General features: G+C 64.8%; 22 protein-coding genes and 4 pseudogenes. 10 read left to right on the forward strand and 16 right to left on the reverse strand.

Features of this window, described 5'->3' with window-relative positions; all coding sequences use genetic code 11:
• Position 1 precedes the first annotated feature (1 nt).
• The 6 genes from aroE to mpl all read right to left on the reverse strand — a co-directional run bounded on the left by aroE (position 2) and on the right by mpl (position 6,663).
• Positions 2 to 823, reverse strand: a complete 822-nt coding sequence (gene aroE / locus G4G31_RS00470; protein ID WP_182989838.1) for a shikimate dehydrogenase — start codon at positions 821 to 823, stop codon at positions 2 to 4.
• On the reverse strand, positions 820 to 1,671 hold the full coding sequence (locus G4G31_RS00475; protein WP_182991628.1) for an energy transducer TonB: 852 nt from the start codon (positions 1,669 to 1,671) through the stop codon (positions 820 to 822). The genes aroE and G4G31_RS00475 overlap by 4 nt, the downstream gene beginning before the upstream one ends.
• Positions 1,672 to 2,044: 373 nt before the next feature.
• Positions 2,045 to 4,096, reverse strand: coding sequence for a ribonuclease catalytic domain-containing protein (locus G4G31_RS00480; protein WP_182989839.1), 2,052 nt, complete (start codon positions 4,094 to 4,096; stop codon positions 2,045 to 2,047).
• A 1-nt stretch (position 4,097) separates the two neighbouring features.
• A complete protein-coding gene (locus G4G31_RS00485) occupies positions 4,098 to 4,703 on the reverse strand; it encodes a chorismate lyase (RefSeq protein WP_182989840.1) in 606 nt (201 codons plus the stop codon).
• Positions 4,700 to 5,308, reverse strand: a complete 609-nt coding sequence (locus tag G4G31_RS00490) for a YqiA/YcfP family alpha/beta fold hydrolase (protein WP_182989841.1) — start codon at positions 5,306 to 5,308, stop codon at positions 4,700 to 4,702. Before G4G31_RS00490 ends, G4G31_RS00485 begins: the two co-directional genes overlap by 4 nt.
• Complete coding sequence (gene mpl, locus G4G31_RS00495) at positions 5,308 to 6,663, reverse strand: UDP-N-acetylmuramate:L-alanyl-gamma-D-glutamyl-meso-diaminopimelate ligase (protein ID WP_229425670.1); 1,356 nt, start codon at positions 6,661 to 6,663, stop codon at positions 5,308 to 5,310. Before mpl ends, G4G31_RS00490 begins: the two co-directional genes overlap by 1 nt.
• A 112-nt stretch (positions 6,664 to 6,775) precedes the next feature.
• Here mpl and G4G31_RS00500 point away from each other — a divergent pair, with 112 nt between their 5' ends.
• The 9 genes and pseudogenes from G4G31_RS00500 to G4G31_RS00540 all read left to right on the forward strand — a co-directional run bounded on the left by G4G31_RS00500 (position 6,776) and on the right by G4G31_RS00540 (position 14,485).
• Positions 6,776 to 7,408, forward strand: coding sequence for a hypothetical protein (locus tag G4G31_RS00500; protein WP_182989843.1), 633 nt, complete (start codon positions 6,776 to 6,778; stop codon positions 7,406 to 7,408).
• A complete protein-coding gene (locus G4G31_RS00505; RefSeq protein ID WP_182989844.1) occupies positions 7,405 to 7,971 on the forward strand; it encodes a TlpA disulfide reductase family protein in 567 nt (188 codons plus the stop codon). The genes G4G31_RS00500 and G4G31_RS00505 overlap by 4 nt, the downstream gene beginning before the upstream one ends.
• Positions 7,972 to 8,099: 128 nt before the next feature.
• On the forward strand, positions 8,100 to 8,531 hold the full coding sequence (aroQ, locus tag G4G31_RS00510) for a type II 3-dehydroquinate dehydratase (RefSeq protein ID WP_182989845.1): 432 nt from the start codon (positions 8,100 to 8,102) through the stop codon (positions 8,529 to 8,531).
• Positions 8,532 to 8,630: 99 nt separating this feature from the next.
• Positions 8,631 to 9,101 (forward strand): acetyl-CoA carboxylase biotin carboxyl carrier protein, encoded by a 471-nt coding sequence (gene accB, locus G4G31_RS00515; RefSeq protein WP_182989846.1) that lies wholly within the window; start codon positions 8,631 to 8,633, stop codon positions 9,099 to 9,101.
• 111 nt (positions 9,102 to 9,212) lie between these two features.
• Positions 9,213 to 10,601 (forward strand): acetyl-CoA carboxylase biotin carboxylase subunit, encoded by a 1,389-nt coding sequence (gene accC / locus G4G31_RS00520; protein WP_182989847.1) that lies wholly within the window; start codon positions 9,213 to 9,215, stop codon positions 10,599 to 10,601.
• Positions 10,598 to 11,554 carry a 50S ribosomal protein L11 methyltransferase gene (gene prmA / locus G4G31_RS00525; protein ID WP_182989848.1) on the forward strand — a complete coding sequence of 319 codons (957 nt, stop codon included), beginning with the start codon at positions 10,598 to 10,600 and terminating at the stop codon, positions 11,552 to 11,554. Before accC ends, prmA begins: the two co-directional genes overlap by 4 nt.
• A gap of 43 nt (positions 11,555 to 11,597) precedes the next feature.
• On the forward strand, positions 11,598 to 12,113 hold the full coding sequence (locus G4G31_RS24760; protein WP_229425247.1) for an MJ0042-type zinc finger domain-containing protein: 516 nt from the start codon (positions 11,598 to 11,600) through the stop codon (positions 12,111 to 12,113).
• 967 nt (positions 12,114 to 13,080) lie between these two features.
• Positions 13,081 to 13,535 (forward strand): annotated as a pseudogene (locus tag G4G31_RS00535) (DUF3426 domain-containing protein).
• Between the two features lie 7 nt (positions 13,536 to 13,542).
• A pseudogene (locus tag G4G31_RS00540) lies at positions 13,543 to 14,485 on the forward strand (carbohydrate kinase family protein).
• A 169-nt stretch (positions 14,486 to 14,654) separates the two neighbouring features.
• On the opposite strand, the gene G4G31_RS00545 reads toward G4G31_RS00540, so the two are convergent.
• Together G4G31_RS00545 and G4G31_RS00550 are read right to left on the reverse strand one after the other, a co-directional pair.
• Positions 14,655 to 15,182, reverse strand: a complete 528-nt coding sequence (locus G4G31_RS00545; protein ID WP_229425248.1) for a YggT family protein — start codon at positions 15,180 to 15,182, stop codon at positions 14,655 to 14,657.
• A gap of 81 nt (positions 15,183 to 15,263) precedes the next feature.
• Complete coding sequence (locus G4G31_RS00550) at positions 15,264 to 15,641, reverse strand: hypothetical protein (RefSeq protein WP_182989849.1); 378 nt, start codon at positions 15,639 to 15,641, stop codon at positions 15,264 to 15,266.
• A 760-nt stretch (positions 15,642 to 16,401) separates the two neighbouring features.
• Between G4G31_RS00550 and G4G31_RS24765 the strand changes: the two genes are divergently transcribed.
• Complete coding sequence (locus G4G31_RS24765) at positions 16,402 to 16,989, forward strand: hypothetical protein (protein WP_229425249.1); 588 nt, start codon at positions 16,402 to 16,404, stop codon at positions 16,987 to 16,989.
• 634 nt (positions 16,990 to 17,623) lie between these two features.
• Here the strand turns inward: G4G31_RS24765 and G4G31_RS00560 are convergent.
• The 8 genes and pseudogenes from G4G31_RS00560 to G4G31_RS24785 form a co-directional block, all read right to left on the reverse strand.
• Entirely contained in the window at positions 17,624 to 18,457 is an 834-nt protein-coding gene (locus G4G31_RS00560) for a carbon-nitrogen hydrolase family protein (protein ID WP_182989850.1), read from the reverse strand.
• A gap of 278 nt (positions 18,458 to 18,735) precedes the next feature.
• Positions 18,736 to 19,842, reverse strand: a complete 1,107-nt coding sequence (locus G4G31_RS00565; RefSeq protein WP_182989851.1) for a ribonucleotide-diphosphate reductase subunit beta — start codon at positions 19,840 to 19,842, stop codon at positions 18,736 to 18,738.
• Positions 19,843 to 19,930: 88 nt separating this feature from the next.
• Entirely contained in the window at positions 19,931 to 22,861 is a 2,931-nt protein-coding gene (locus tag G4G31_RS00570; protein WP_182989852.1) for a ribonucleoside-diphosphate reductase subunit alpha, read from the reverse strand.
• Positions 22,862 to 23,560: 699 nt separating this feature from the next.
• On the reverse strand, positions 23,561 to 23,731 hold the full coding sequence (locus tag G4G31_RS00575; RefSeq protein ID WP_182989853.1) for a hypothetical protein: 171 nt from the start codon (positions 23,729 to 23,731) through the stop codon (positions 23,561 to 23,563).
• Positions 23,732 to 24,418 (reverse strand): helix-turn-helix domain-containing protein, encoded by a 687-nt coding sequence (locus G4G31_RS24770; RefSeq protein WP_308621974.1) that lies wholly within the window; start codon positions 24,416 to 24,418, stop codon positions 23,732 to 23,734.
• Positions 24,325 to 24,759 (reverse strand): annotated as a pseudogene (locus tag G4G31_RS24775) (sigma-54 factor interaction domain-containing protein); the annotation flags it as partial. The gene G4G31_RS24770 and the pseudogene G4G31_RS24775, both read right to left, overlap by 94 nt.
• A 17-nt stretch (positions 24,760 to 24,776) precedes the next feature.
• The gene (locus tag G4G31_RS24780; RefSeq protein ID WP_229425250.1) at positions 24,777 to 25,190 is read right to left on the reverse strand and encodes a response regulator; all 414 of its coding nucleotides are present in this window, start codon (positions 25,188 to 25,190) and stop codon (positions 24,777 to 24,779) included.
• Positions 25,191 to 25,377: 187 nt separating this feature from the next.
• Positions 25,378 to 25,905 (reverse strand): annotated as a pseudogene (locus G4G31_RS24785) (ATP-binding protein); the annotation flags it as partial.
• Positions 25,906 to 26,010 lie beyond the last annotated feature (105 nt).

The following is a 26,010-nucleotide window of genomic DNA, read 5'->3' on the forward strand; positions in this document are numbered from 1 at the left end:
CTTAGTGTCGTAATTTCCTGAAGACGTCGCCCGTCTCCGGCCGCACGCCGCGCCAGATGGCGAACGCCTCGGCGGCCTGCTCGACCAGCATGCCCAGGCCGTCACGGGTGCACGCACCCTGGGCCGCGGAGAAGGCCATGAAGGGCGTCGGCTTGTCGCCGTACATGATATCGACCGCCAGTGTCTTTTCGGTAAAGGCAGTGCCTGGCACGGGCGGCAGGTCCGCGTTCAGGCTGGCCGACGTCGCATTCACGACGATGTCGAAAGAGCCCGTGATGTCCCCGAAGCCGCAGGCCGCCAGCTGCGTGCCGAAGCCGGGAAAATTCGCCACCAGCGCCTCGGCCGTGGCGACGGTGCGGTTGGCCAGCAGGATCGATTCCGGACCCTGCTCGAGGAAAGGCAGCAGGATGCCGCGCGCGGCGCCGCCGGCGCCCAGCAGCAGGATGCGCTTGCCTGCCAGCGCCACGCCGGCGTTGCGCACGATGTCGGCCACCAGCCCGGGGCCGTCGGTGTTGTCGCCATGGATGGCGCCATCGATGAAGCTGAGGGTGTTGACGGCGCCGGCAGCACGTGCACGCGCCGACAAATGCGTCGCCAGGGCGGCCGCTTCCAGCTTGAACGGCACGGTGACGTTGGCGCCCTTGTAGCCTTGCGCCACGAGTCCGCGCACGGTAGCGGCGAAGCCGTCGAGCGGCGCCAGGCAGCGTTCATAGACGAGCCGCTGGCCGGTCTGGGCGGCAAACACCGGGTGGATCTCGGGCGACTTGCTGTGGGCGATCGGGTTGCCGATCACGCAATAGCGATCGAGCTCGGCGCCACTCATGCCTTGTCCTGCAATTGCGCCTTCACCTTTTCCTCGCGGGTAAACGTAAAGCGCGTGATCACGATCCAGAGGTCATCCTTGCCGGAAGTGCGCATGTTTTGCGGGAAGGCGCCAAAGGGCGCGGCGCGGCGTACGATGTCCAGCGCCGCGCGGTCGAGCGCCGGATTGCCCGAACTGCGCTCGATGCGGGGTCCGCCCTCTTTCTGGTAGATGGTGCCATCCTGGAAGACGGGAATCGACACCACCAGTTCGCCATACAGCTTCTTGCCGTTTTTCTGGGGGAAGTTCAGTGTGCCGACCTCTTCCACCTGCTTTTGCATCGCCTTGTAGTACAGCGCATAGCCGACCTGGCGCGTGCTCGGGGAGATGTGAGTACGCTTCGGGCGCTTGTTCTGGTCTTCGATGGTTTGTGTGATCTCGGCCGTCTGGCGCGCGATTTGTTTCATCGTTTCCAGATCGTCGTGGCCGGTACGGGTGGGCTCCGGCTTGTCCTTGTCGGTGACCGGCGCCGCCTTGAAGGCCGTGTTGCGCACCTGGGTCAGCTTGTTCTGCTGCTCTTCCTCGAGCTCGGCAATCCGCTGTTGCAAGGCCTTGATGCTGTCGCCGTTCTCGTTCCTGCGCAGGTCCGGCAGTGGCGACTTGGAGCGGCCCGCATCGGCCGTGCCGCCGCCCTCCAGGTTTGCCTGGGCCAGGGCCTCGGCCTTGCTTGGCGCGTTGGCGTGCTTGGCATTGACCAGGATGACTTCCAGGCCGGGGTCGGCTGGCTCCAGGCGGAAGGCATCGGGCGCAGCGAAGCGGATGGCGAGCAGGACCGCATGCGCCACCACGGAGGCGGCCAGGCCGATCATCAAGGGACGGTTTTCTCGGGAAAGCTTCACGCGAAGGCGCCGGGCGGCAGTTGAATCTGGGAATCCAAGCATTCTACCGTGGGAAACGGCCGTGTGGGGAGTTGGTGGTGGTGAGGCAACGAATGCTGAACAAGTGCATCACGAGGAAGACCGTAGGGTGGGGTCATTGAAGCCGGGGCTTCAATGACGTGCCCACGCTGTAACGGACGTCTCCCTGGTCCGCAACGGCGCCGTCATCTAACACGCGGCTTGAAGATTACCTGGAGCGGCCGCTAGCTACCTATTTGGCAGCGTTTTGGCATGCAAGCGCGTCAAAATATAGCGGCGGCGCATTATTTCAAGCGCCAGACCGCGTGGGCACGGACTGCCCACCCTACGGGTTTACCGGCGCCGCGTCGTCCGTGCTCACCGCCGCGACCGCACCTTCGGCTTCGACCACTTCCTCGACTGCCGCCTCGCCGCTGTCGCCCGCGGCGGCCTCGCCCTCTTCCTCCTCGGCCGCCAGCGCCTCGTCGACCGGCGCCGCGCACACTTCCAGCAGGCGCGCTTCCAGCGTCAGGTCGACTTCGTCCCAGCGCACGATGTCCAGGCGCACTTGCGCACCGCGCGCCACCGGCGGCATGCCGGCCAGGCGGATGACCAGCGGGATGTCGACGAGGCGCAGCACGTCTTCCTTCAGCACGACGGCGTCGACCTGCTTGGCCTGCTCCTGGCCCAGCCAGCGCAGGCACCAGTAGCGTTCCATGGTCTGCTGGAAATCGTTATAGGCCGAATACGCAGCGTCGAAGGCCGAGACAATCGAAAACAGGGTCGCGTCGCGCGGCTTGAATGGCGCGACCAGGGGCGCGGTCACGCCGTGCTCGGCGCAGGCGAGGATTTGCCACTGGTTGACCAGGTCGGTGTAGCGGCGCAGCGGCGAGGTGCTCCAGGCATATTGATCGACACCGAGGCCCTGGTGCGGCGCCGCGTGCGTGACCATGCGTACCTGCATTTTTGCTGCCCAACCGGCGCCGCTGCCAGCGCCCTGCGAACGGTAGATGCCCGGCACGCCGGAGTCGTGCAGCAGCTTGCCCCAGGTGCTGTTGGCGAAAATCATCAGCTCAGCGACGATCTTGTCGAGCGGCGCGCCGCGCTTGCGGCGCACGATCGAGACGACGTCGTCCTCGACATAGAAATTGAAGTCGACGCGATTGGCCTGCTCGGGTTTCAAGCCGAACGCCTCGCGCTTTTTCATGCGTCCCGCTTCCAGCTGCAGCGCCCATTTCCACAGCAGCGACAGTTCCGCCTTGTGCGGATACTCACCGGCGCCGCTTTCCAGCGTTTCCTCGTTGACCAGCGCATCGAGGTCGTTATGGCGCAGGTTGTTCGCGATCGGCACCAGTTCGGCGCGGGTCGTGGTCGAAATGACGGACCAGTCCTGCGGGTTCAGGGTCGCGTACAGCGACAGTGCCGGACAGGTCGTGCCTTCGGCCAGGGTAAAGGCGTTGACGACTTCGTCCGGCAGCATCGTGATCTTGTCGCCCGGCATGTAGACGGTGGACATGCGGCTGCGCGCGATCTTGTCGATGGCGTCGTCCGGCTTGATCGCCAGGCCCGGCGCGGCAATGTGGATGCCCACGCGCACGGTGCCGTCAAGCAGGTGTTCGACCGAGAAGGCGTCGTCGATCTCGGTGGTGGTGACGTCGTCGATCGAGAAGGCGGCAACATTAGCCGTTGGCAGCGAGGTCGGAGCGCTCGGCACCGGCAGCGCCGGGAAACCGGCACCGCGCGGAAACTGCTCGAACAGGAAACGGCCCATGTGCAGGTCCTTGGGCGAAGCGATGCCCTTCGTTGCCAGCATCAGGCGCGGCGCCGTGGTCTGCAGTTCGTTGGCCGCCGCTTCCAGCGCCTTGTATTCGATGGTGTTCTTGTCCGGCTTGAACAGCAATTGCGCCACGATCGGCTGCATCGCTTCCGGCAATTTTCCGGCCTTCAGTTCTTCGACATAGGCCGCCTGCACCAGGGCTTGCTGCTTTTTCTTTTCGATACCGGCCTGGGCCGCGCGCAGGGATTGCTCGGGCGCCGCCTTGTAACGGCCGCGGCCCTTCTTGTAGAAATAGATGGGCGCATTGTGCAGGGCCAGCACCAGGCCGGCGGCCTCGGCAGGCAGCGGCGCGTGGCCGAAGTATTCGGCGCCGAGTTCCGCGAAACCGAATTCTTCCTGGCCGGCTACTTCCCAAAGAAAATCGAGATCGACTTCGGCGGCAATGCCCTTGGCTTCCTCGAGCAGCACGTCGGGTGCCGGTTTCTCGAATTGCAAGAGTACGTCCTTCGTTTTGACCTTGGTCCGCTTCCCGCTCGACAGTTCGACCTGATGGGCTTCACCGGCCGTGGACAGCACCGAGCCGACCTTGAAGTCGCCCGATTCTTCAAAAAATAGATTCATCTTATTTCGCGTTCTTTATTGTTGCGCCAGCCAGATCGAGCACGGCCGGCAAGAATACCTCGGTGACCATCAGCAGGCCCTGACGGCGGCGGTAGACACAGCGCCGCGCGTGGAAAAGCCCTCCGTCCAGTGCACGCTCGGCCGCGGCATAGGCGGCCTCGCCCAGCGCCGCACGCAGGCGCGCCAGCAGGGGGTGGCCCGGCCGCAGCCGGGCATACTCCAGCGGCCCGCGCGTCACCAGCGGGTCGTAAAACAGGGTCGTGCCGAGCGAGCGTTCGCCCAGCGCGGAAAACAGCGGCCAGTCGCTCGCGGTCGCCGACATCGGCACCACGGTGTGGCCGAACACCACCGGCTGGCCGTCGCAGCACAGCAGGACTTCGCGCTCCCAGACCCGTTCGCGCCGCGGCAGGCCGATCGCCCTCGCCTCTTCCAGCGAGCACAGCACCGTTTTCTGGTGCAGGCGCCGCACGCGGAAAGCCTTGCTGCTGGCGACCAGGCGCGCCGTCAGCGAGCCCCTGGTCGTCAGCCAGTCGCGCGTGGCGATAGCGGCACCGACGGCATCGGCATGGCGATGCCACTTCGCCAGCCGCAGCGAAGCGCCCCTCACCAGGCCGTGCCCGCCTGCGCCACGGCCGGCTGGCAAAACGCCAGCACCTCGTCAACATACTGCGGGAATTCCGGGATCGCGTGGTCGCTGCCTTCGATCACATGCTGGCGCGCGCCGGCATAGTGGGCGAGCATGTCGCGGTAATCCAATACCTCGTCTCCGGTCGCGGCAATCAGGAAATAGCGCTCGGGACGGGTGATGCGTTCCACCTTCAGTGCGGCCAGCTCGGCTATGTATTCGCGGCGAAACTCGAACGGTTCATCCGAATGCCAGGCGGTGGTCACGCCGACGTGCTTTTCCAGGTCATTCAAAGGATCGACCGCCGGATTGAGCAGCACGGCGCGTACGCCGAGGCGCTCGGCCAGCCAGGTCGCGTAGAAGCCGCCCAGCGAGGAACCGACGATGGCAAGATTGCCTGGTGCATGGCGCTCGGCCAGCAGCAAGGCCAGTTCCATCGCCGCTTTCGGCGAGGCTGGCAGTTGCGGGCAGATCAGGTCGCCCGCGCGTCCCGCGGCTGTCATCCGTTCCTGCAACACGCGCGCCTTGAACGAGCGCGGCGAGGAACGAAAGCCGTGGAGGTACAGGACGTGCGGGCGCGCATTCATCAGGCCAGCGCCTCGAGCAGTTTCTGGTGCACGCCGCCGAAGCCGCCATTGCTCATCACGAGGATGTGGTCGCCCGGCTGGGCCGCCTGCACGACGGCTTGCACCAGGTAATCGATCTGGTCGAAGCTGTGGGCAATGGCGCCCAGCGGTTTCAGGGCATCGGCCAGCGACCAGCCCAGCGCCTGCTGGCTGCCGAAGCCGAACACCAGGTCGGCGTCCTTCAGGCTGCCCGGCAGCGCGTCCTTCATCGCACCCAGTTTCATCGTGTTCGAGCGCGGCTCGAGCACGGCGAGGATGCGTCCCGATTTTTCCCCGCCATTGCCCAGCTTCTGGCGCAAGCCGCCCACGGTGGTGGCGATCGCCGTCGGGTGGTGGGCGAAATCGTCGTAGACGGTAACGTTGTTGACCACGCCGCGCACTTCCATGCGCCGTTTCACGCTCTGGAAACGCGACAGCGAATCGACCGCCTGCGCCACCGGCACGCCGACGTGGCGCGCGGCGGCGATCGCGCTCAGCGCGTTCGAGCGATTGTGCTTGCCGGTCAGGTCCCAGTGGACCGTGCCCTGCACTTCATTGTTGAAGACGACGTCGAAGCTGGAACCGCCCGGATGCTCGACCAGCGTCCAGTTGACGCCGCCGGACAGCCCAAAAGTTTCCTTCTCGCTCCAGCAGCCGCGCTTGATCACCCGCGCCAGCGAGGCTTCGTCGCCGTTGACCACCAGGCGGCCAATGCCCGGCACGGTGCGTACCAGGTGGTGGAACTGGGTCTCGATGGCGCCGATGTCCGGGAAGATGTCGGCATGGTCGAATTCGAGGTTGTTCAGCACGGCCGTTTTCGCGTGGTAGTGCACGAACTTGCTGCGCTTGTCGAAAAAGGCGGTGTCGTATTCGTCGGCTTCGATGACGAAGAAGTCGGACTTCGCCTTGGCGTCGGTTGCCCCTTGCAGGCGCGCCGAAATGCCGAAGTTCATCGGCACACCGCCGATCAGGAAGCCGGGCGCATAACCCGCGTCTTCCAGGATCCAGGCCAGCATCGAGGAGGTCGTGGTCTTGCCATGCGTGCCGGCGACTGCCAGCACCCATTTCTCGCGCAGGATATGTTCGCCAATCCACTGCGGACCGGACACATAAGGCAGGCCGCGGTTCAGGATTTCCTCGATCAGCGGATTACCGCGCGTCATCACATTACCGACGACATACAGATCGGGATTCAGGGAGACCTGCTCCGGGCCATAGCCCTGGATTAACTCGATGCCCTGGGCTTCGAGCTGGGTGCTCATCGGAGGATAGACGTTGGCGTCGCAACCGGTAACGCGGTGTCCTGCCTCTTTCGCCAGAACCGCCAGGCCGCCCATGAAGGTGCCGCAAATGCCGAGGATATGGATGTGCATGATCGTGTGGAGTAAAGCGAATACGCGATTCTACCCGACGCGATGCCATTTTTCGTTCAAGAGTATGATCAAGCTCATGATGCCAACACAGAATTATGACCTTCAGCAGCTGCGCGCCCAGATCGCCGCAACGGCCGCGCGCATGGTCGCGCAAGACGGCGCCGACTACGCCACGGCGCGCAGGAAAGCGGCGCGCCAGGTACTCGGCGTCGACCAGCCGGCACCGAACCTGATGCCCGACAATACTCAGATCGAGGACGAGGTACGGCGCTACCAGGAACTGTTTGGCGGGGCCGCCCACGCCGAGCGCGTGCACGCGATGCGCGCCGTGGCCCTGGAAGTCATGGACGCGCTGGCCGAGTTCCGGCCCTATGTCACGGGCGCCGTCCTGAACGGCACCGCCGGCGAACACGACGACATCCACCTGCAGCTATTCGCCGACAGTGCCAAGGAAGTCGAGATGTTTCTCCTGAACCGCAACGTCACTATAGATATCTCGGAAACGCCCCACTTCAAGGGCGCGCGCCACGATCCCGTTGAAACGGTGAGCTTCCTGTGGCATAACGAGGCCGTGCACGCCGAGTTGTATGATTTTCATGACTTGCGTGGTGCACTCAAGCCCCGCGGCGATGGCCGCCTGCAGCGCGTCGACGCTGCCGGCCTGCGCGCGCTGATGACGACCGACGTATCGCTGGAACAGGACGAATGAACAAGAAGAAGCTGGCCGCTTTCGTGGCTGTGGCAATTGCCTTTGGCGCGCTGGGCGCCGTGTTTGGCAGCAGGACGAAGGAAGCGACGCCGGTGACGACCAGCATCGCGCCAACTGGGGCGGCTGGCTCCGGCCCGGCACACACCGCATCTACTCACTTATATGCGCAGACCCTGAACGATTTATCGGGCAAGCCGCAAGCGCTGTCTCAGTGGAAAGGCAAACCCCTGCTGGTGAACTTCTGGGCGACCTGGTGCGGACCCTGCGTACAGGAAATGCCGGAACTGTCCAGCCTGGCAAACGCGGAAGGCGGCAAGCGGTTTAACGTGATCGGCATCGGCATCGATTCGCCGGACACCATGCGTGAATTTGCCACCAAGCACAATATCAAATACCCGCTGTATGTCGGCGGCATGGACGGTACCGAGCTGTCGCGCGCCTTCGGCAATACGAACGGCGGCCTGCCCTTCACGGTACTCATTGGTGCCGACGGGCAAGTTCGGAAGACCTATCTCGGCAAGCTCGAGTTCGATGCGCTGCGGGCCGACCTGGCGGGCTTGTAGCGCTCGCGAACGGTCGTTCTTTTCCGATCATCGCGCAAGTAACTGTTATCCACGGAGAATTTTATCGCTTGCCAATACCCGATGTTGGCGGCAAAATGCCTGACTTTCGAGCGTAGACTCTACAACAAATGGCGAAAAAGCTACTGCTGCTTAACGGTCCCAACCTGAATCTGCTGGGAACCCGAGAGCCTGCGGTGTACGGCGCGGCGACGCTGGCCGACATCGAAAGCGCTGCAACGGCCCAGGCTGTGGCAGCGGGCGGGTCGCTTTCCTGCTTTCAGAGCAACCACGAAGGTGCGCTGATCGACCGCATCCATGCCGCCCGCGAGGAAGGCATCGAGGCGATCGTCATCAATCCTGGCGGACTGACCCACACAAGCGTGGCCCTGCGCGATGCGCTGGCAGCGGTGGCGATTCCGTTTATTGAGGTCCATATCTCAAATATTTATCAGCGTGAAGCATTCCGCCATCACTCGTATTTGTCGGCACTTGCCCGCGGCACCATTTGCGGGCTGGGAATCGACGGATATCGGTTTGCCATCGACTTCGCGCTTAAATAGCATTAATCTACGTCAACTTCATGCATCATGCTCGGCTGCGCTGTCTTTTTGCGCGCTGCTTTACTCTCTTAATACCAAAATAATTCCAAGGGGTTTCACATGGATCTACGTAAACTCAAGACTTTGATTGACCTCGTCGCCGAATCGGATATCGCTGAACTCGAAGTGACCGAAGGCGAAAGCAAGGTCCGCATCGTCAAGTCGTCCGCAATGCCCCAAGGCCAGATGGTCATGATGCCGTCGAACGGCGTCCAGCAGTTCTCGGCCCCCGCGCAGGCGCCAGCGGCATCGGCCGCGCCGGCCGCCGCGCCCGCCCCGGCTGTTGCCGTGGAAACCGGCCACGTCGTCAAGTCGCCGATGGTTGGCACCTTCTACCGTTCCTCCGCTCCGGGCGCTGCCGCCTTCGTCGAAGTCGGGACGAACGTCAAGGAAGGCGATACCCTGTGCATCATCGAAGCGATGAAGCTGCTAAACGAAATCGATGCCGATGTGTCTGGCGTCGTGACCAAGATCCTCGTGGAAAATGGCCAGCCAGTCGAATTCGGCCAGCCGCTGTTCGTGATCGGCTAAGCCTCGGCTTTTGCCGCCCTGCCGCGGCCGTGTTGTTCTCCGCGGCCCGTGATTTCCGAATACCAGTCCGGCGCACCGCGCCGGCACTCATCGAAACACCGAACCTAAACCATGTTTGAAAAAATCCTCATCGCCAATCGTGGTGAAATCGCGTTGCGTATCCAGCGCGCCTGCCGCGAAATGGGCATCAAGACGGTGGTCGTTCACTCGGAGGCGGACAAGGACGCCAAGTACGTGAAGCTCGCCGACGAGTCCGTCTGCATCGGCCCGGCCCAGTCCGCGCTGAGCTACCTGAACATGCCGGCCATCATCAGCGCCGCGGAAGTCACGGACGCCGAAGCGATCCACCCCGGCTACGGCTTCCTGTCGGAAAACGCCGACTTCGCCGAACGCGTGGAAAAATCGGGCTTCGTCTTCATCGGCCCGCGCTCCGATTCGATCCGCCTGATGGGCGACAAGGTCTCGGCCAAGCAGGCCATGATCCGCGCCGGCGTGCCCTGCGTGCCGGGTTCGGACGGCGCCCTCTCGGACGACCCGAAGGAAATCATCCAGACCGCCCGCAAGGTCGGCTATCCGGTCATCATCAAGGCGGCCGGCGGCGGCGGCGGACGCGGCATGCGCGTCGTGCATACCGAAGCGGCCCTGCTCAACGCCGTGCAGATGACCAAGACGGAAGCCGGTACGGCGTTTGGCAATCCGGAAGTGTATATGGAGAAGTTCCTGGAAAATCCGCGCCACGTGGAAATCCAGATCCTCGCCGACGAACATAAAAATGCCGTCTGGCTGGGCGAGCGCGACTGCTCGATGCAGCGCCGCCACCAGAAGGTGATCGAGGAAGCACCGGCGCCGGGCATCCCGCGCAAGCTGATCGAGAAGATCGGCGACCGCTGCGCCGAAGCCTGCCGCAAGATCGGCTACCGTGGCGCCGGCACCTTCGAATTCCTGTACGAAAACGGCGAGTTCTATTTCATCGAAATGAACACCCGCGTGCAGGTCGAACACCCGGTCACCGAAATGATCACCGGCATCGACATCGTGCAGGAACAGATCCGCATCGCCTGCGGCGAGAAGCTGCGCTTCAAGCAGCGCGACATCATGCTGGCCGGCCACGCGATCGAATGCCGCATCAATGCCGAGGATCCATTCAAATTCACGCCGTCGCCGGGCCGCATCACTGGCTGGCACCCGCCGGGCGGTCCTGGCATCCGTGTCGATTCGCACTCGTATGCGGGATATTATGTTCCACCTCATTACGACTCGATGATCGGCAAGGTAATTTCCTACGGTGCTACGCGCGAGCAAGCCATTCGCCGCATGCAGATTGCACTCTCGGAAATGGTGGTCGAAGGCATCCTCACCAACATCCAGCTGCACCGGGAACTGATGGTCGATGCGCGCTTCATCGAAGGCGGCACCAACATCCATTACCTGGAACAGAAACTGGCCAACCGCCCGGACACGAAAGTCGCCCTGGCCCTCGACAACAAGGCTGATGCATGAGCTGGACTGAAGTCGTCATCGAAATCGCACGCGAGCATGCCGAGGCACTCTCCGACGCCTTGATGGAAGCGGGCGCGCTGTCGGTGTCGGTGGAAGACGCCGACGAAGGCACCGAGCAGGAACGCCCGCTGTTCGGCGAGCCCGGCATGGAGCCGAAGGAAGCGGCCTGGGACCACAGCCGTGTCGTGGCGCTGACCGATGTCGATGCCGACCAGGCGGCGATCGTCGCCGAAGCCGCTGCCGCCATCAAGCTGGCCACTGTGCCGGCGTTTTCCACCCGCGCGGTGGCGGACGCCGACTGGGTGCGCCTGACGCAGTCGCAGTTCGAGCCGATCCATATCGGCACCAACATCTGGGTCGTGCCGAGCTGGCACGAGGCTCCTGATCCTGACGGGTTGATTCTCGAACTCGATCCGGGCCTGGCTTTCGGCACCGGCAGCCATCCGACCACGCGCCTGTGCATGGAATGGCTGGAAGCCCATCCGAAGCCGGGCAAATCGGTGCTCGACTACGGCTGCGGTTCCGGCATCCTGGCGATGGTCGCCAAGAAAATGGGCGCGGGCGACGTGGCCGGGGTCGACATCGACCCGCAGGCCATCGAATCGGCGCGTTTGAATGCCGAGCGCAATGGGTGCGAGATCACCTTCTACGTGCCGGACGAACTGGCTGTCTCGTCGAATGCGCTGCATGCAAGCGGCAAGTTCGACATCGTGGTGGCCAACATCCTGTCGAGCCCCTTGAAGCTGATGGCGCCGATGCTGTCCGGCCGCGTGGCGCCGGGCGGTTCGCTGGTGCTGTCGGGTGTGCTGGCGCGCCAGGCCGAGGAAGTGGCCGCCGCCTACGCGCCCTTCATCAAGCTGGGCGTCTGGGCCGAGCAGGACGGCTGGGTTGCCCTTCACGGGACGCTGGGCCAGGACACGGTACCGGCCGCGCGCTCCACCCCGCAAGGCTAAGCGGATGGCGCTCGCCACCCAATGCCCCCCCCACTGCGGCACGATGTTCCGGGTCGCCTCGGACCAGCTCAAGCTGCGCGGGGGCATCGTCCGCTGCGGCGCCTGCCGGAAATCTTCGACGGCAGCGCCAGCCTGGTCGACCTCGACAAGCTGGCCGCGCGCGCGCCGGCAGCGCCGACGCCAGCAGCGCCGACGCCAGCCGCGCCGGAGCCGGCTCCCGCTGCCGCTCCCGCCCCCCTTCCCCACGCTCCTGTCGCACAGGCGCCTGCCGAAGCGGACCCGCTGCCCTTCACCGTCGTCGAACACGAGGTTGACAGTACGCCTGCACCGGAGGCCGAGACCAGGCCGTTTGACGACGACGTGCCGGTCTACACGCTCGACTTCGATCACACCTTCGATCCGCTCGGCATCCTGCCGAACGTCGCGGGACAGGATGCGCCGGAGTTCGTTGCGCCAGTCGCGGACGAGGAATCGGCCGGGCTTGATCCTGTCGCCGCGCTGGCGGAATCGGCGCCACACGACACACAGGACGGCGAGGCATCCGATGCGAGCGCCGTAGCGGAACCGGTTCCCGAGGCGGTGGAGGCGCAAGCGACCAGCGCGAACGATGCAGGGAGCGACCTCGAACCCGAGGCCGGCACGGATGCGGTGACGCACGATGCAATCGATGCCGCGGCCGAAGCACAGCCCGAGGCCGCACCGGATGCGGCAGCAGCGTCGGTAGCGGAGGCGGAGGAAGAACCGGAAACGGTAGCGCAAGCCGACACCGCGCTCGAGGCCACCACCGAGCCTCTGCTGGAAACGTCCGCGGAGAACGCCGGGCCGGTAGGGGCCGCATCTGCCCATGCGCCAGCGGCTGCCGAAACGGACAGCACCGAAGCGGCTACCGCACCGGCCGCGGTCCAGGACGCCCCGCCCGCCATCGAAGCGCACCCGGTGCCGGCGCAGCACCATCCCGCCACCGACAGCCAGGGTCGCATCGAACCCGCCTTCGGCCTGCCGGAAAACGCTGCGCTGCCCACCCCGGCCCTGCCCGCGCGGGATGACGCATCCCCCATCGTGGTCGACCTGACGCCGGATACGACCTTCAACGTGGCCGCGATCGAGGCGTTGAGCGCGCCCGCGGCCGAGCCGCTGACCCTGCGCCGCGTCACGCACAACACCTTCCCGGAAATCGCGCTGACGGCCGACTCGGATACCGCGTCGGATACCGCGCCGGATACCGCATCGGCCAGTACCGCGGGCCCCGGCCTGGCCAGCGAAGCGCCCCCTTGCTTCCGCTGCGCGAGTCCGCCGATGGCGCGGGCGGCGCGTCGCATGCGCACGACGCGTCGGCCATGCCGGCCGAGGCCAGTGTGCGCACCCCGGCCGCGCGCCGCGCCGAGCGCGCGGCGGCGCGGCGCTCCAAGCTCACCCCGACCAAAATCGAGGCGCAGCCGAAACTGCGCGCCGCCGAGATCGACGAGCCGGAGTTCGTCAAGCGCGGCCGCCAGCAGGAACAAAGCGGACGCACGCGCAAGATCGCGATGCTGGCCGGCTCGCTCGTCCTGCTGCTGCTGCTGCTCGCGCAAGGCGCCTTCACCTTCCGCAACGCGGTCGCCGCACGCTTCCCGGCCCTGAAGCCGGCGCTGGTGTCGGGCTGCGCGCTGCTGGGCTGCCGCGTCGAGCTGCCAGCCCGGTCGAGAACCTCGTCATCGAAACCGGCGAACTGACCACGCTCGGCGGAGGCGCCTATTCGTTCACGACCGAGCTGCGCAACACCGGCAGCACGAACCAGGCCTGGCCGAGCCTGGAGCTGGCGCTGACGGACGCCAACGACAAGCCGCTGCTGCGCCGCGTGTTCGCGCCCGGGGACTACCTGGCCGCCGGTACGCCGCTGGCCGCCGGCATCGCGCCGCGTACCGAACAAGCGATCAAGCTCCACTTCCGCGTGGACAACCTGAAACCATCCGGCTACCACATCGCCGTCTTCTATCCCTGACACCTCCATGACCCACACTACCCTGATCTGCGGATCGCTGGCATTCGACAAGATCATGCAGTACCACGGCCGTTTCGCCGAGACGCTGCTGGCGGACCAGCTGCACCGCGTGAACGTGTCCTTCCTGGTGCCGACGCTGCGCACCGAATACGGCGGCTGCTCGGCCAACATCGCCTACAACCTGAACCTGCTCGGCGGCGATCCTTTGATCATGGCGACCATCGGCCAGGACGGCGGCGACTACCTCGAGCGCCTGCGCAACTTCGGCATCAAGACGCGCGCCATCAAGACCATCGGCGACGCCTACACGGCGCAGTGCTTCGTCACCGCCGACCAGGACAACAACCAGATCAACGCCTTCCACCCGGGCGCGATGCAGTTCTCGCACGAGAACAACGTGGCCGACTGCGGCCCGCTGCGCGTGGCGATCATCGCCCCGGACGGCCGCGACGGCATGCTCAAGCACGCGCGCGACTGCGCCGCGCAAGGCGTGCCCTTCATGTTCGACCCCGGCCAGCAGCTGCCGATGTTCAGCGGCGAGGAACTGCTGACTTTCATCGAGCAGGCGACCTACCTGGCTGCCAACGACTACGAGATCGAGATGGTCATGGACCGCACCAGGCTGTCGCTGGACGAGATCGCGGCACGCCCGGAAGCGCTGATCGTCACGCGCGGCGAAAAAGGGCTCCGAGATCTACGCGGGCGGCCAGCGCCACGATATCCCGGCGGTGCCGGCAGCCGCCATCGTCGACCCGACCGGTTGCGGCGACGCCTACCGCGCCGGCCTCCTGTACGGTATCGCCCAGGGCTACGACTGGCCGACCACGGGCCGCCTGGCCAGCCTGCTCGGTTCGATCAAGATCGCCCACCAGGGCGGCCAGAACCACAAGTTCACCCCAAGCGAGATCGCGGAAAAATTCGAAGCCGCCTTCGGCTACCGCTTCAAGTAAGCTTTACATCGGGGACGGTAGCGTCTTCTATTCGTAGGGTGGGGTCCCGACCCCACGCGGTACGTCCGCAGCGTGGCCACGATCGGTATTCGACCCACGACCGCAAACGGATCGGAAAATAAAATGGGCAGCCCAGGCTGCCCATTTTTACATCCGCCGCCGATCAAACTTAAATCGGCACGAAGTTCCGCAACACGAACAGCACGATCTGCAGAAGCAGCACGGCCACCAGCACCGACAGATCCAGCCCGCCGATCGGCGGCACGACGCGCCGGATCGGCCGCAGCAGCGGATCGTTGAGGTCGTGCACGAACGGCGCCAGTGGCGCATGCGGGTTGACCCAGCTGAAAATCGCTTCGATGATGAGCAAGGCGATGAAGCCGTAGATGATCCACTTCAGGAAGCGCGCCAGCGCGAAGATGAATACCTGCTCGCCGGTGGCACCGACCATCAACAGCAGCGAGGTCGCCAGCAACACCACCAGGAAGGCGCCGATCAGGCTGGCCCAGTCGTAGCCGCCGGCACCGGGGATGATGCGGCGCAAGGGCTTGACGAGCCAGTCGCTCAGCGTGAAGGTGAATTGCGCCACCGAGGCCGGCGGACGCACGCGGATGGCCTGCATCCAGAAACGCAATAACAGCACCCCGCCCAGCACACTGGCAATGGTATCGACGATCAGCTGAAGAATCGGCAGCACGACAACTCCTTGAGATAAAAAAAACCGCTGTGTGACAATATCACACAGCGGTATTCTGCCCTAAGCGGGCACGCAGCGCGTTTACGGACGGCTGCTGGTCGGGAAAGGCCAGGCGGCGGCAGGCGACAGCGCGGTTTTCGCGGCCGGTGGAGGAGCGGCCGGCTTGGCGTCGGCAGCCGCGGCTGGCTGTGCGGCCGGCCTGGTGTCGGCGGCCTTCGCAGCTGGCTTCTTCGCCGCAGGCTTCTTCGCTGCCGGCTTGGCAGCGGCTTCCGGCTTGGCTTCGGCCTTGACAGCCGTGTCGGCCTTGGTGTCGGCCCTGGTGTCGGCCCTGGTGTCGGCCTTGGTGTCGGCCTTGGTGTCGGCCTTGGTGTCGGCCTTCGCCTCGGGCTTCGCTTCCGCCTTCATCGCTTCAGGCTTGGCTTCGGCTTTCATGGCTTCCGGTTTGGCTTCGGCCTTCATCGCTTCCGGCTTCTTGGCGGCTGGCTTTGCCGCTGGCTTGGCGGCTGCGGCAGGCTTGGCGGCGGCAGCAGGCGTGCTAGTGGAAGGTTTTGTAGCCGCCTCCTTGGCAGCTGGCTTGGCAGCCGGCTTGGTGGCTGCACTCTTGGCAGGGGCCTTGACTGGTGCCTTGCTGGCCGTGGCCTTGGTGGCAGTCTTCGCCGGCGCCTTGGCGGCGGTCTTGCTTGCCGGGCCCTTGGCTGGTGCCTTGCTTGCAGCCGCTTTCGCGACCGGCTTGGCTGCCGCGCCCTTTTTCGCAGCCGGCTTGGCGGCCGGCTTGGCGGCCGCGGTCTTTTGGCTGCCGGCTTGGTAGCGGTCGACTTCGCAGCCGCGCCCTTGGTGGCGGTCTTGGCGGCGGTCTTGGCAGGTGCTTTCGCGGCGGCGCCCTTGGCGGCGGTCTTGCTCGCCGCGCCTTTGGCCGGCGCCTTGGTGGCGGCGGCTTTCGCTACCGGCTTGGCTGCCGCGGCCTTCTTTGCGGCAGGCTTGGCAACGGCGGTTTTCTTGGCCGCTGGTTTGGCTGCAGGCTTGGCCGCTGCGGTCTTCTTGGCCGCTGGCTTGGCTGCAGGCTTGGCGGCTGCCGTCTTCTTCGCAGCGGGCTTGGCTGCAGGCTTGGCAGCGGCCGTCTTCCCGGCGGCTGGCTTGGCTGCAGGCTTGGCGTCCGCGGTCTTCTTGGCGGCTGGCTTGGCGGCAGGCTTGGCAGCCGCGGTCTTCTTTGGCAGCTGGCTTGGCGGCGGCTTTCTTCGCTGCCGGTGCGGCGGCCTTCCTGGCGGCCGGCTTGGCTGCGGACTTGGTGGCGGCGGCCTTCGCTACCGGCTTGGCTGCGGCTTTCTTGGCGGCCGGTTTGGCGGCGCTCTTGGCTGCAGGTTTGGCTGCAGGTTTGGCTGCGGCTTTGGCGGCTGGTTTCGCTGCCGGCTTGGCTGCGGCTTTCGCGGCTGGCTTTGCTGCCGGCTTGGCTGCGGCTTTTGCTGCCGGTTTCGCCGCGGCTTTCGCAGCTGGTTTGGCAGCTGGTTTGGCAGCTGGTTTCGCTGCCGGTTTTGCCGCAGCTTTCGCTGCCGGCTTCGCGGCGGCCTTGGTGGCTGCCTTGGCCGGGGCCTGTTTTACAGCGGCCGACTTCTTGGCGGCTGGTTTCTCTGCTGCGGCAGTCTTGGCAGCTGGTTTGGCGGCGGTCTTTGCGGACGTGCCCTTGGCTGCGGGTTTTGCTGCTGGTTTCTTAGCGGCTGTTGCCATTTCGTTCTCCTTCTCTGCGATGAGAAAATACGCTACAAGGTTAAAAACCCGCCGACGAAGTCGGGCGAATTATTCATGGGCATAAACCAGGGGTTATTGCCAATGAATCCGGCACCAGCTGAACTGCTGCAACTCCTCATCATTGCAGCGCTTCAGCCAACGACGTCGGGACACCCACCCACCATTCCAGCTGCGCTTTCACATCGCTGCCCTTGCGGGCGCGAAAAGAAAAAGCCGCCTTGCCTGATAACGATCAGGCAGTGCGGCTTGTTCTTTTCGCTACGCTTAAGTGCATACTGATTGAATCAGCGTCCCATTATTCGATCGGTTTTGTTTGCCCGCGAGCATGCGAAAAAATCCATGTTCACGTTTTGACAAATTCAATCACGTAAAGTACACGAAAACCTTGTCAGTGCGCAACCCGCACACACATAATTCGCACTACCGGACGAAGATGCGTCAAATGTCGCATCATGACAGCAGGCCGCCGGGGGCCAGTCCATTTCAAAGCGCACCTGACTGCAGCAGGCTTGCTTCGCTTTACGCCATATTCGCTTCGTCGACAAATACCTGATGCGCCAAACGTGCATTCAAGTGCGATGAACCTTGCGCGCATGGGACCTCGCCGCGTCAATCGTGCGCGCCACCCGCCATGTCGCGATGCGCCCATCGCCTTCGTCGGCTCGCTATCCCTTTGACCACGCAACGCGCGACTTGTCTCACACAAGCGGTTCCCGCGTGCGCCTTGCGCGCAGACCTGCACCATTCAATTGCGTGCGCTTGTCGGCACGCGCGAACAACAGCATTGCAGCGGCGAGTGCGACACAGAGCCAGCCGCCCCCCTCGCCGATCGTCTGGAACGTGGTGCGGGTGGTGCCCGGCGGCGGCAGGTACGCGAGCACACCAGTTCCCGGCAGGGGCTCGAGCGCGCCTCGGACCAGCACGCGTCCGTGTGCATCGGTCACGCTCAGCAAACCTTCGCGGGCGACGCGCACCATGCCGAAGCCCGACTCGATCCCGCGCAGCGCCGACAGGCGCGCGGCGTACACCGCATCGGCGCCGAAGTCCCGGGACGGCACCAGCACGAGGTCGGCGCCGGCGTGTGCATAGCGCAGTCCCAGCTCGGCGAAGTGCATGTCCTTGCAGATGGCCAGTCCCGCCTGGTAGCCCCTTGACGTCGACCAGCGCGAGACGGGTGCCGGCATCGACACCGCGTTCGCCCGGCGCCGGTGCTGCTTCTGGTAAGTCGCGCGCAGGGTGCCATCGGGGCCGATCAACCAGGCCAGGTTGCGCGAGCGGGCGCCCTCGTCGATGCCGACGCCCAGCACCAGCCACACGCGCGCGCTTGCAGCCGCTGCGGCGAAACGGCCTTGCACCGCCATCGCGGCGGCTGGCGTGAGCACGGCAATCTTCTCGGGCAGGACGATCAGCTGCGCGCCCTGGCCGGCAAGTTGCGCGACATGGTGCTCGTACCCGGTCCAGACCCGCTCGACCTGCGCCTGCGGCACCGACGGGCCAAGAAAATCGTCGATGGCGGCCAGGCCGACCGCCATCCCCGCTCCGCCGGCGCGAGCGGTGCCACCCAAGCCAGCCACCAGACGGGTTCGAGCCCGAAAGCGACGCGCAAGCCGAGGTCGCCCAGCACGGCCAATGCCGCACTACTATATAGAGAAGCCGATGGCATCCTGGGCATGCGCCTTCCTCAGAACTTGATTCGCGGAATTATCTCGCGCTTGCAGTCCCTGCGCTGACAAATCGGCAAGTCGGTACAGTGGGGGCAAAAAAAAGCCCGCTCGAAAGCGGGCCATTCCCAATCAGTGCACCACCGGGATCAATCCCAGTTCAGCGCGCCACCGGTCTGGTATTCCGTCACGCGCGTCTCGAAGAAGTTACGCTCCTTTTTGAGGTCGATCATCTCGCTCATCCACGGGAACGGATTCTCTTCGTTCGGGAACAGCGGATCGAGACCGATCTGCACGGCGCGGCGGTTGGCGATGAAGCGCAGGTAGCCCTTGAACATCGGGGCGTTCAGGCCCAGCACGCCGCGTGGCATGGTGTCTTCGGCGTAGCGGTATTCGAGTTCGACGGCCTGCAGGAACAGGACTTTCAGCTCTTCGCGGAAGGCCGGGGTCCACAGCATCGGGTTTTCCATCTTGATCGTGTTGATCAGGTCGATGCCGAAGTTCACGTGCATCGACTCGTCGCGCAGGATGTACTGGTACTGCTCGGCGGCGCCCGTCATCTTGTTCTGGCGTCCCAGCGCCAGGATCTGGGTGAAGCCGACGTAGAAGAACAGGCCTTCCATCAGGCAGGCGAAGACGATGATCGACTTCAGCAGCTTCTGGTCGTTCTCCAGCGTGCCGGTCTTGAATTCCGGATCGGTCAGGACGTTGATGAACGGGATCAGGAACTGGTCCTTGTCGTGGATCGACTCGATCTCGTTATAGGCGTTGAAAATCTCGCGCTCGTCCAGGCCGAGCGACTCGACGATGTACTGGTAGGCGTGGGTGTGGATCGCTTCTTCAAAAGCCTGGCGCAGCAGGTACTGGCGGCATTCCGGCGCCGTGATGTGGCGGTAGGTGCCCAGCACGATGTTGTTGGCGGCGAGCGAGTCGGCCGTGACAAAAAAGCCCAGGTTGCGTTTGACCAGGCGGCGTTCGTCTTCCGACAGGCCGTTTGGGCTCTTCCACAGCTCGATGTCGCGCTGCATGTTCACTTCCTGGGGCATCCAGTGGTTGGCGCAGCCGGCCAGGTACTTGTCCCAGGCCCACTTGTACTTGAACGGCACCAGCTGGTTGACGTCGGTCTGGCCGTTGATGATGCGCTTGTCGTCCGCGTTGACGCGCTTGGCGACCAGGGTGGCGTCCACGCCTTCCGGCAGGATTGCCCCTTGTGGTGCGGCCGGCGCACTCGTTTGTTCATCGTCCCATGACAGCATGATCGTTTCCTTCTATTTCGTGTTCTGTGACAGCGACGCCCGGCGCGAAGGCCGGGCGTGCATTTCAATTGTTAAGCGTTCGCTACGATTACTGGCAGGCTTCGCATTCGTCGAAACCGGCGTCGCCCGGACGCAGGTAGCAGGCCGCGCCGTCCACCACTTCCGGAGCCGCAGCCGGAGCCGCCGCCACTGGCGCAGCCGCGCTTGGCGCCGCATGGCCAGCAGCCAGGCCGCCCGAGACCGGCACCGCGTTCAGGGCGCCGGTACGGGTGGTCGACTTCTCCATGTGCGTCGCCGCAATGGTGCGCAGGTAATAGGTCGTCTTCAGGCCGCGCAGCCAGGCCAGTTTATACGTTTCGTCCAGCTTCTTGCCCGAGGCGCCGGCCATGTAGATGTTCAGCGACTGGGCCTGGTCGATCCACTTCTGGCGGCGCGATGCCTGCTCGACCAGCCACTTCGGCTCGACTTCGAAGGCCGTCGCGTAGATCTCGCGCAGGTCTTGCGGCACGCGGTCGATTTTCGACAGCGATCCGTCGAAGTACTTCAGGTCGGCGATCATGACTTCGTCCCACAGGTCGCGTGCCTTCAGGTCGCGCACCAGGTAGCCGTTGATCTCGGTAAATTCGCCCGACAGGTTCGACTTCACGTACAGGTTCTGGAAGGTCGGTTCGATGCAGGCCGACACGCCGATGATGTTCGAGATCGTCGCGGTCGGGGCGATCGCCACGCAGTTCGAGTTACGCATCCCGAACTGCTTGATGCGGTTGCGCACCAGGCTCCAGTCCATCGATTCGCTGGTGTCCTGCTCGAGGTAGCCGCCGCGCTCTTCCGCCAGCAGCTTGATCGAGTCCTGCGGCAGGATGCCGCGGTCCCACAGCGAACCGGCATACGACTCGTAGCGGCCGCGCTCTTCGGCCAGTTCCGTCGACGCCAGGTAGGCGTAGTAGCAGACGGCTTCCATCGACTTGTCGGCAAATTCCACCGCTTTATCGGAGGCGAACGGCACGCGCATCATGTGCAGGCAATCCTGGTGACCCATGATGCCCATGCCGACCGGACGGTGGCGCAGGTTCGAGTTGCGCGCCTTTTCCACGGCGTAGTAGTTGATGTCGATGACGTTGTCCAGCATGCGCATCGCGGTGCGGATGGTCTTTTGCAGCTTGACGTGGTCCAGGCCATCGCCCTTCATGTGCTGCGGCAGGTTCACCGAGCCCAGGTTGCAGACAGCGATTTCGTCGGCGCTGGTGTTCAGGGTGATCTCGGTGCACAGGTTCGACGAGTGCACGACGCCGATGTGCTGCTGCGGCGAACGGATGTTGCACGGATCCTTGAAGGTGATCCATGGGTGGCCGGTTTCGAACAGCATCGACAGCATCTTGCGCCACAGGTCGAGCGCTTCGATCTTCTTGAACACGCGCATTTCGCCGCGCTCGGCCTTGGCTTCGTACGCCAGGTAGGCTTGCTCGAAGGCTTTGCCGACCAGGTCGTGCAGGTCAGGCGTTTCACTTGGGGTAAACAGGGTCCAGTGGCCCTTTTCCATCACGCGCTTCATGAACAGGTCGGGAATCCAGTTCGCCGTGTTCATGTCGTGGGTACGGCGGCGGTCGTCGCCGGTGTTCTTGCGCAGGTCGAGGAATTCCTCGATGTCCATGTGCCAGGTTTCCAGGTAGGCGCAGACCGCGCCCTTGCGCTTGCCGCCCTGGTTCACGGCCACGGCCGTGTCGTTGACCACTTTCAGGAAGGGCACGACGCCCTGCGACTTGCCGTTGGTGCCCTTGATGCGCGAACCGAGCGCGCGCACCGGGGTCCAGTCGTTACCGAGGCCGCCGGCGAATTTCGACAGCAGCGCGTTTTCCTTGATCGCGTCGTAGATGCCTTCCAGGTCGTCGCCGACGGTGGTCAGGTAGCACGACGACAGCTGCGAGCGGCGGGTGCCCGAGTTGAACAGGGTCGGGGTCGAGCTCATGAAGTCGAAGGACGACAGCAGGTTGTAGAACTCGATGGCGCGCTCTTCGCGGTCCGCTTCGCGCAGGGCCAGGCCCATGGCGACGCGCATGTAGAAGGCCTGCGGCATCTCGATGCGGGTTTCGCGCACGTGCAGGAAGTAGCGGTCGTACAGGGTCTGCAGGCCGATGTAGCCGAATTGCAGGTCGCGGTCGGCGACGATGGCTTTCGCCAGGCGCTCGAGGTCGAACTTGCCGAGTTCCTCGTCCAGCAGTTCGTTCTCGATGCCTTTTGCCACGTATTGCGGGAAATAGGTGATGTATTCGGCGGCTGCCCTGGCTTGCGGCACTTCCTTGCCGAAGACTTCCTTGCGGATCGTGTGCAGCAGGATGCGGGCCGTGACCTGGCTGTAGGCCGGATCGGTTTCCATCAGCGCGCGTGCGGCCAGGATGGCGGACTTGTGCAGCTCTTCGACCGGCACGCCGTCGTACAGGTTGCGCAGGGTCTCGGCGACGATGGCGTCGGCGTCGACATGCTTTTCCAGGCCGGCGCATGCGGCGTTCACCAGCGCGTGGACGTCACCCACGTCGAGCGGACGGCGCTCGCCGCCGTCGACCACGTGGATCTGCGGCGCGGCCACTTGCGTGGCGCCGGCGGCTTCCTTGGCGGCGCGGCGCTCTTCCATCTGCTTGGCGCGGTACAGCACGTAGGCACGCGCAACGTCATGCTCGCCCGAGCGCATCAGCGACAGTTCAACCTGGTCCTGCACATCTTCGATGTGGAAGGTGCCGCCGTTCGGCTGGCGGCGCATCAGGGCGGCGACGACATTGTTGGTCAGCTGCTCCACCAGCTCGCGGATACGGGCCGACGCCGCGCCCTGGCCACCGGCCACGGCCAGGAAGGCCTTGGTCATGGCGACCGAGATCTTGTTCGGCTCGAAAGGCACGACAGCGCCGTTGCGGCGCAGGATGCGGTAGTCGGCGCGGGCGGCGATGTCGGCGGCGCTATTGGTGCCACTGAGGCCGGCAGCCGTTCCTGGTTGTGGGTGGATTGAAATGTCTTGGGATGTCTGCATGGGGCCTCCAGGAAGGGCAGTCGTGCTGCCACCGATTTGTCAGACCGCCTGCCGCGCGCGCGGGTGGGCGAATGAACGATTTAAAAAGCAAAAACCACCCCTGCCAGCCTGGCTGAGCCAAGCCGGACGATGTGCTTGCCGGTGAATGTTGCCACGCTTCCAAGGCGCCTAACAAAACCCCCATAGCGGCGTTGCGGCTCCTTGCCGTACAGGCATACTGTCTTCGTCGCCGCGCCTTGCTCTGACGGTTTTGTTAGGCGCCTCAAGCCAGGGCCGCCGTAGGCTGCATTATTTCCTAGCAGCTACACTCTCGGTCCTACGCTTGGGCTCGCTACCACTATATCTAGTGGGGTGGTTTGATATGGGACTAATTGTAGTACTTGGCCGCGCGGCCGTGCAAGTGAATAAATTCTCAATTTCTTGCGTTTTTCGTGTGCGCTGGCCTTGACAATTCAGTCGGCGGATCATTATGCGCGGTGGCCGGTAAGTGAGCACTAACATGCTGCTCAAGTCTTGATCAGCTCGGGCACACCTTGCCCGATTGCGGTGCGTCCCGCACCGTTTTGCACTGGCGAAAAGCCAACGATTTGTGACAGGAAGGGACGGGGCGCTCTGTGACAATTCATGCAATATGCATCCTGTGGCAACACTGTCGTCGCCATGGAAATATTGCCCGCCTCGTGTGCGAGCGCCCTTTTATCAGACGGGTGTGCGTCCGGGCGTCGCCGGCGGGCGTACGCAGGTATTCGCTTCGCTGTCCCAGTTACCGCCCGCCTCGCGGCAGGCCTTGGCATCGTTCTCGTGCTTCATCCACATCAGCGCGGCGATCAGGGCAATGGCTAGGGCGGCATAACGTAGCAGTTTGGGCATTCAATTCTCCGGTGCTTGGATATCGAGTTTCTGCATCTGGTAGCGCAGCTGGCGTACGCTGATGCCGAGCAGGCTGGCGGTCCTGGTGCGGTTGAACTGGGTCTGCTGCAGGGCGCGCTGGATGATGTCGCGTTCGACCTGCTCGAGATAGGCCGGCAGGTTGGACGGCAAGACCTCCGGTCCCACGGCCGGTGCCGGGGATGCCACGGCGGGCACGGAAGCCGGCGCCGGCTCGGCCCGCGCCATCGTCCCCACTGCGCTCGCCGTCACGCCCGCCGCCTCCGCCAAGGCGGCGCTCTCGCGCCCCGCCTCGCCCGCACGCGCCTTCAGGGACAGGTCTTCCACCGGATCACGCCGTCGTTGGCAAAGGCGAGCGCCCGCTCGAGCACGTTTTCCAGTTCGCGCACATTGCCCGGGAAGGAATACGCGCGCAAGGCATCGAGCACGCCCGGGCCGAGCGAGGCGCCGCCCGGGCCCGCCAGCCGCGCCAGGATGGCCTCGGTCAGCACCGGCAGGTCGTCGAGCCGCTCGCGCAGCGGCGGCAGCGCCAGTTCGATCACGTTCAGGCGGTAGAACAAGTCCCTGGCGGAACAGGCCATTCTCGACGCACCTGGCCAGGTCCTTGTGGGTGGCGCTGATGATGCGCACGTCCACCGGTTCTTCCGGGGTGGCGCCGATCTTGCGCACGCGCCGCTCTGGATCGCGCGCAGCAGTTTGACCTGCATCGCCAGCGGCAGGTCGGCCACCTCGTCGAGCATCAGGGTGCCGCCGTCGGCCGCCCGGAAAAAGCCCTCGCGCTCTTCGCCGGCGCCGGTGAAGGCGCCCTTGCGGTGGCCGAAGAACTCGGCCTCCATCAGGTTTTCGGGAATCGCGCCGCAGTTCACCGCGACAAACGGCTTGGCGGCGCGCGAACTCTGGGCATGGATTTCGCGCGCGGCCAGTTCCTTGCCGGCGCCGGATTCGCCGGTGATCGCGATCGGTGCCATCGACCGCGCCAGGCGGCCGATCTGGGCCCGCAGCGACTGCATCGCCACCGAGTTGCCGATCAGGCGCGAGGGCGCGGCGCCCTCCCCGGCCGGGCCACCGCCGGCGCTTCCGACAGCTTCAGGGCCGAGCGCACCATCACGCGCAGCTCGTCGAGCACCACCGGTTTCGAGACATAATCGAATGCGCCAGCTTTTAACGCCACCACCGCGTTGTCGGCACTGCCAAAGGCGGTGATGACGGCGATCGGCGTCTTCGAGCTGCCTGACACCTCGCGCACCAGTTCCAGGCCCAGGCCATCGGGCAGGCGCATGTCGGTCAGCACCAGCGCATAGGCATTGTCGGCCACCAGCCGGCGCGCTTCGCGCAGCGTCGCCGCGCAATCGACATCGAGGCCCATTTTCACGAGGGTGATCTCGAGCAGGTCGCGCAGGTCGGCTTCGTCGTCGACGACGAGGATGCGGGGTGAACTCATGCTGGCCTTTCCTGTTGCTGGCCCGCCGCGGCGCCGCCAGCGGCTGGGCGAAGGTGATGACAAAACGGCCGCTGCTGCGGTGCGGCTCGGCGCCGGTGGCGTCGAGGCACGTATCGAGCCGAAATTCGTAATCGAGCTTGGCGCCGTTGTTCAGGCACAGCTCGCGCGCCAGGTACAGTCCCAGGCCCGTGCCCTTGCTCGAGGTCGTATAGAACGGCTCGAACAGGTGGGCGCGCACCTCGGACGTGATGCCGGGGCCGTCGTCCTGCACGTGCAGCTCGAGGGTACCGAAGGCATCGAGCTCGGGCCAGATGCGGATGCTGCCGGGCGCGCGGCTGGCGTAGCGGATCGCATTGCCGAGCAAATTGACCAGCACTTCGCGCAGGTGCAGCGCATCGAAACGCACTTCGATCGCACCGAAGCCGCCGAGCCACACTATATCACCGGCCAGGCCCTGGGTTTCGCAGAACTCGGCCTTCAGCTCGGCCAGGAAGGCGGCCAGCAGCAGCGGTTCCGCATACGGCTGCGCCTTGCGCGAGAGCTTCAGGATGTCCTCGACCATGCGGTTCACGCGGGCGACGTTGTCGCCGATGATCTTCAACAGGCGCAGCTCGGCCTTGCCATGCTGGTCTTCGGCCAGCAAGGCCGTGGCGTGGCCGATCGCCGACAGGGGGTTGCGCACCTCGTGGGCGATGCTGGCCGTCAGGCGGCCCATCGACGCCAGTTTCAGCTGCTGCGCCTGGTTTTCGATGGCGCTCACGTCCTGCAGGGAAAATCACGCTGCGCGCGGGCCCGCGGGCGGCGCACACGACCTGGGCGA

This window comes from Massilia sp. Se16.2.3, assembly GCF_014171595.1.
In the GTDB taxonomy this organism is placed as follows: Bacteria; Pseudomonadota; Gammaproteobacteria; order Burkholderiales; family Burkholderiaceae_D; genus Telluria.

Coding starts and splice junctions, on each gene's coding strand:
- aroE (WP_182989838.1), bottom strand. CDS start 823: ATGAGTGGCGCCGAGCTCGATCGCTATTGCGTGATCGGCAACCCGATC.
- G4G31_RS00475 (WP_182991628.1), bottom strand. CDS start 1,671: ATGATCGGCCTGGCCGCCTCCGTGGTGGCGCATGCGGTCCTGCTCGCC.
- G4G31_RS00480 (WP_182989839.1), bottom strand. CDS start 4,096: ATGAATCTATTTTTTGAAGAATCGGGCGACTTCAAGGTCGGCTCGGTG.
- G4G31_RS00490 (WP_182989841.1), bottom strand. CDS start 5,308: ATGAATGCGCGCCCGCACGTCCTGTACCTCCACGGCTTTCGTTCCTCG.
- mpl (WP_229425670.1), bottom strand. CDS start 6,663: ATGGGCGGCCTGGCGGTTCTGGCGAAAGAGGCAGGACACCGCGTTACC.
- G4G31_RS00500 (WP_182989843.1), top strand. CDS start 6,776: ATGATGCCAACACAGAATTATGACCTTCAGCAGCTGCGCGCCCAGATC.
- G4G31_RS00505 (WP_182989844.1), top strand. CDS start 7,405: ATGAACAAGAAGAAGCTGGCCGCTTTCGTGGCTGTGGCAATTGCCTTT.
- aroQ (WP_182989845.1), top strand. CDS start 8,100: ATGGCGAAAAAGCTACTGCTGCTTAACGGTCCCAACCTGAATCTGCTG.
- accB (WP_182989846.1), top strand. CDS start 8,631: ATGGATCTACGTAAACTCAAGACTTTGATTGACCTCGTCGCCGAATCG.
- accC (WP_182989847.1), top strand. CDS start 9,213: ATGTTTGAAAAAATCCTCATCGCCAATCGTGGTGAAATCGCGTTGCGT.
- prmA (WP_182989848.1), top strand. CDS start 10,598: ATGAGCTGGACTGAAGTCGTCATCGAAATCGCACGCGAGCATGCCGAG.
- G4G31_RS24760 (WP_229425247.1), top strand. CDS start 11,598: ATGTTCCGGGTCGCCTCGGACCAGCTCAAGCTGCGCGGGGGCATCGTC.
- G4G31_RS00550 (WP_182989849.1), bottom strand. CDS start 15,641: ATGAAGGCCGAAGCCAAACCGGAAGCCATGAAAGCCGAAGCCAAGCCT.
- G4G31_RS00560 (WP_182989850.1), bottom strand. CDS start 18,457: ATGGCGGTCGGCCTGGCCGCCATCGACGATTTTCTTGGCCCGTCGGTG.
- G4G31_RS00565 (WP_182989851.1), bottom strand. CDS start 19,842: ATGCTGTCATGGGACGATGAACAAACGAGTGCGCCGGCCGCACCACAA.
- G4G31_RS00570 (WP_182989852.1), bottom strand. CDS start 22,861: ATGCAGACATCCCAAGACATTTCAATCCACCCACAACCAGGAACGGCT.
- G4G31_RS00575 (WP_182989853.1), bottom strand. CDS start 23,731: ATGCCCAAACTGCTACGTTATGCCGCCCTAGCCATTGCCCTGATCGCC.
- G4G31_RS24780 (WP_229425250.1), bottom strand. CDS start 25,190: ATGAGTTCACCCCGCATCCTCGTCGTCGACGACGAAGCCGACCTGCGC.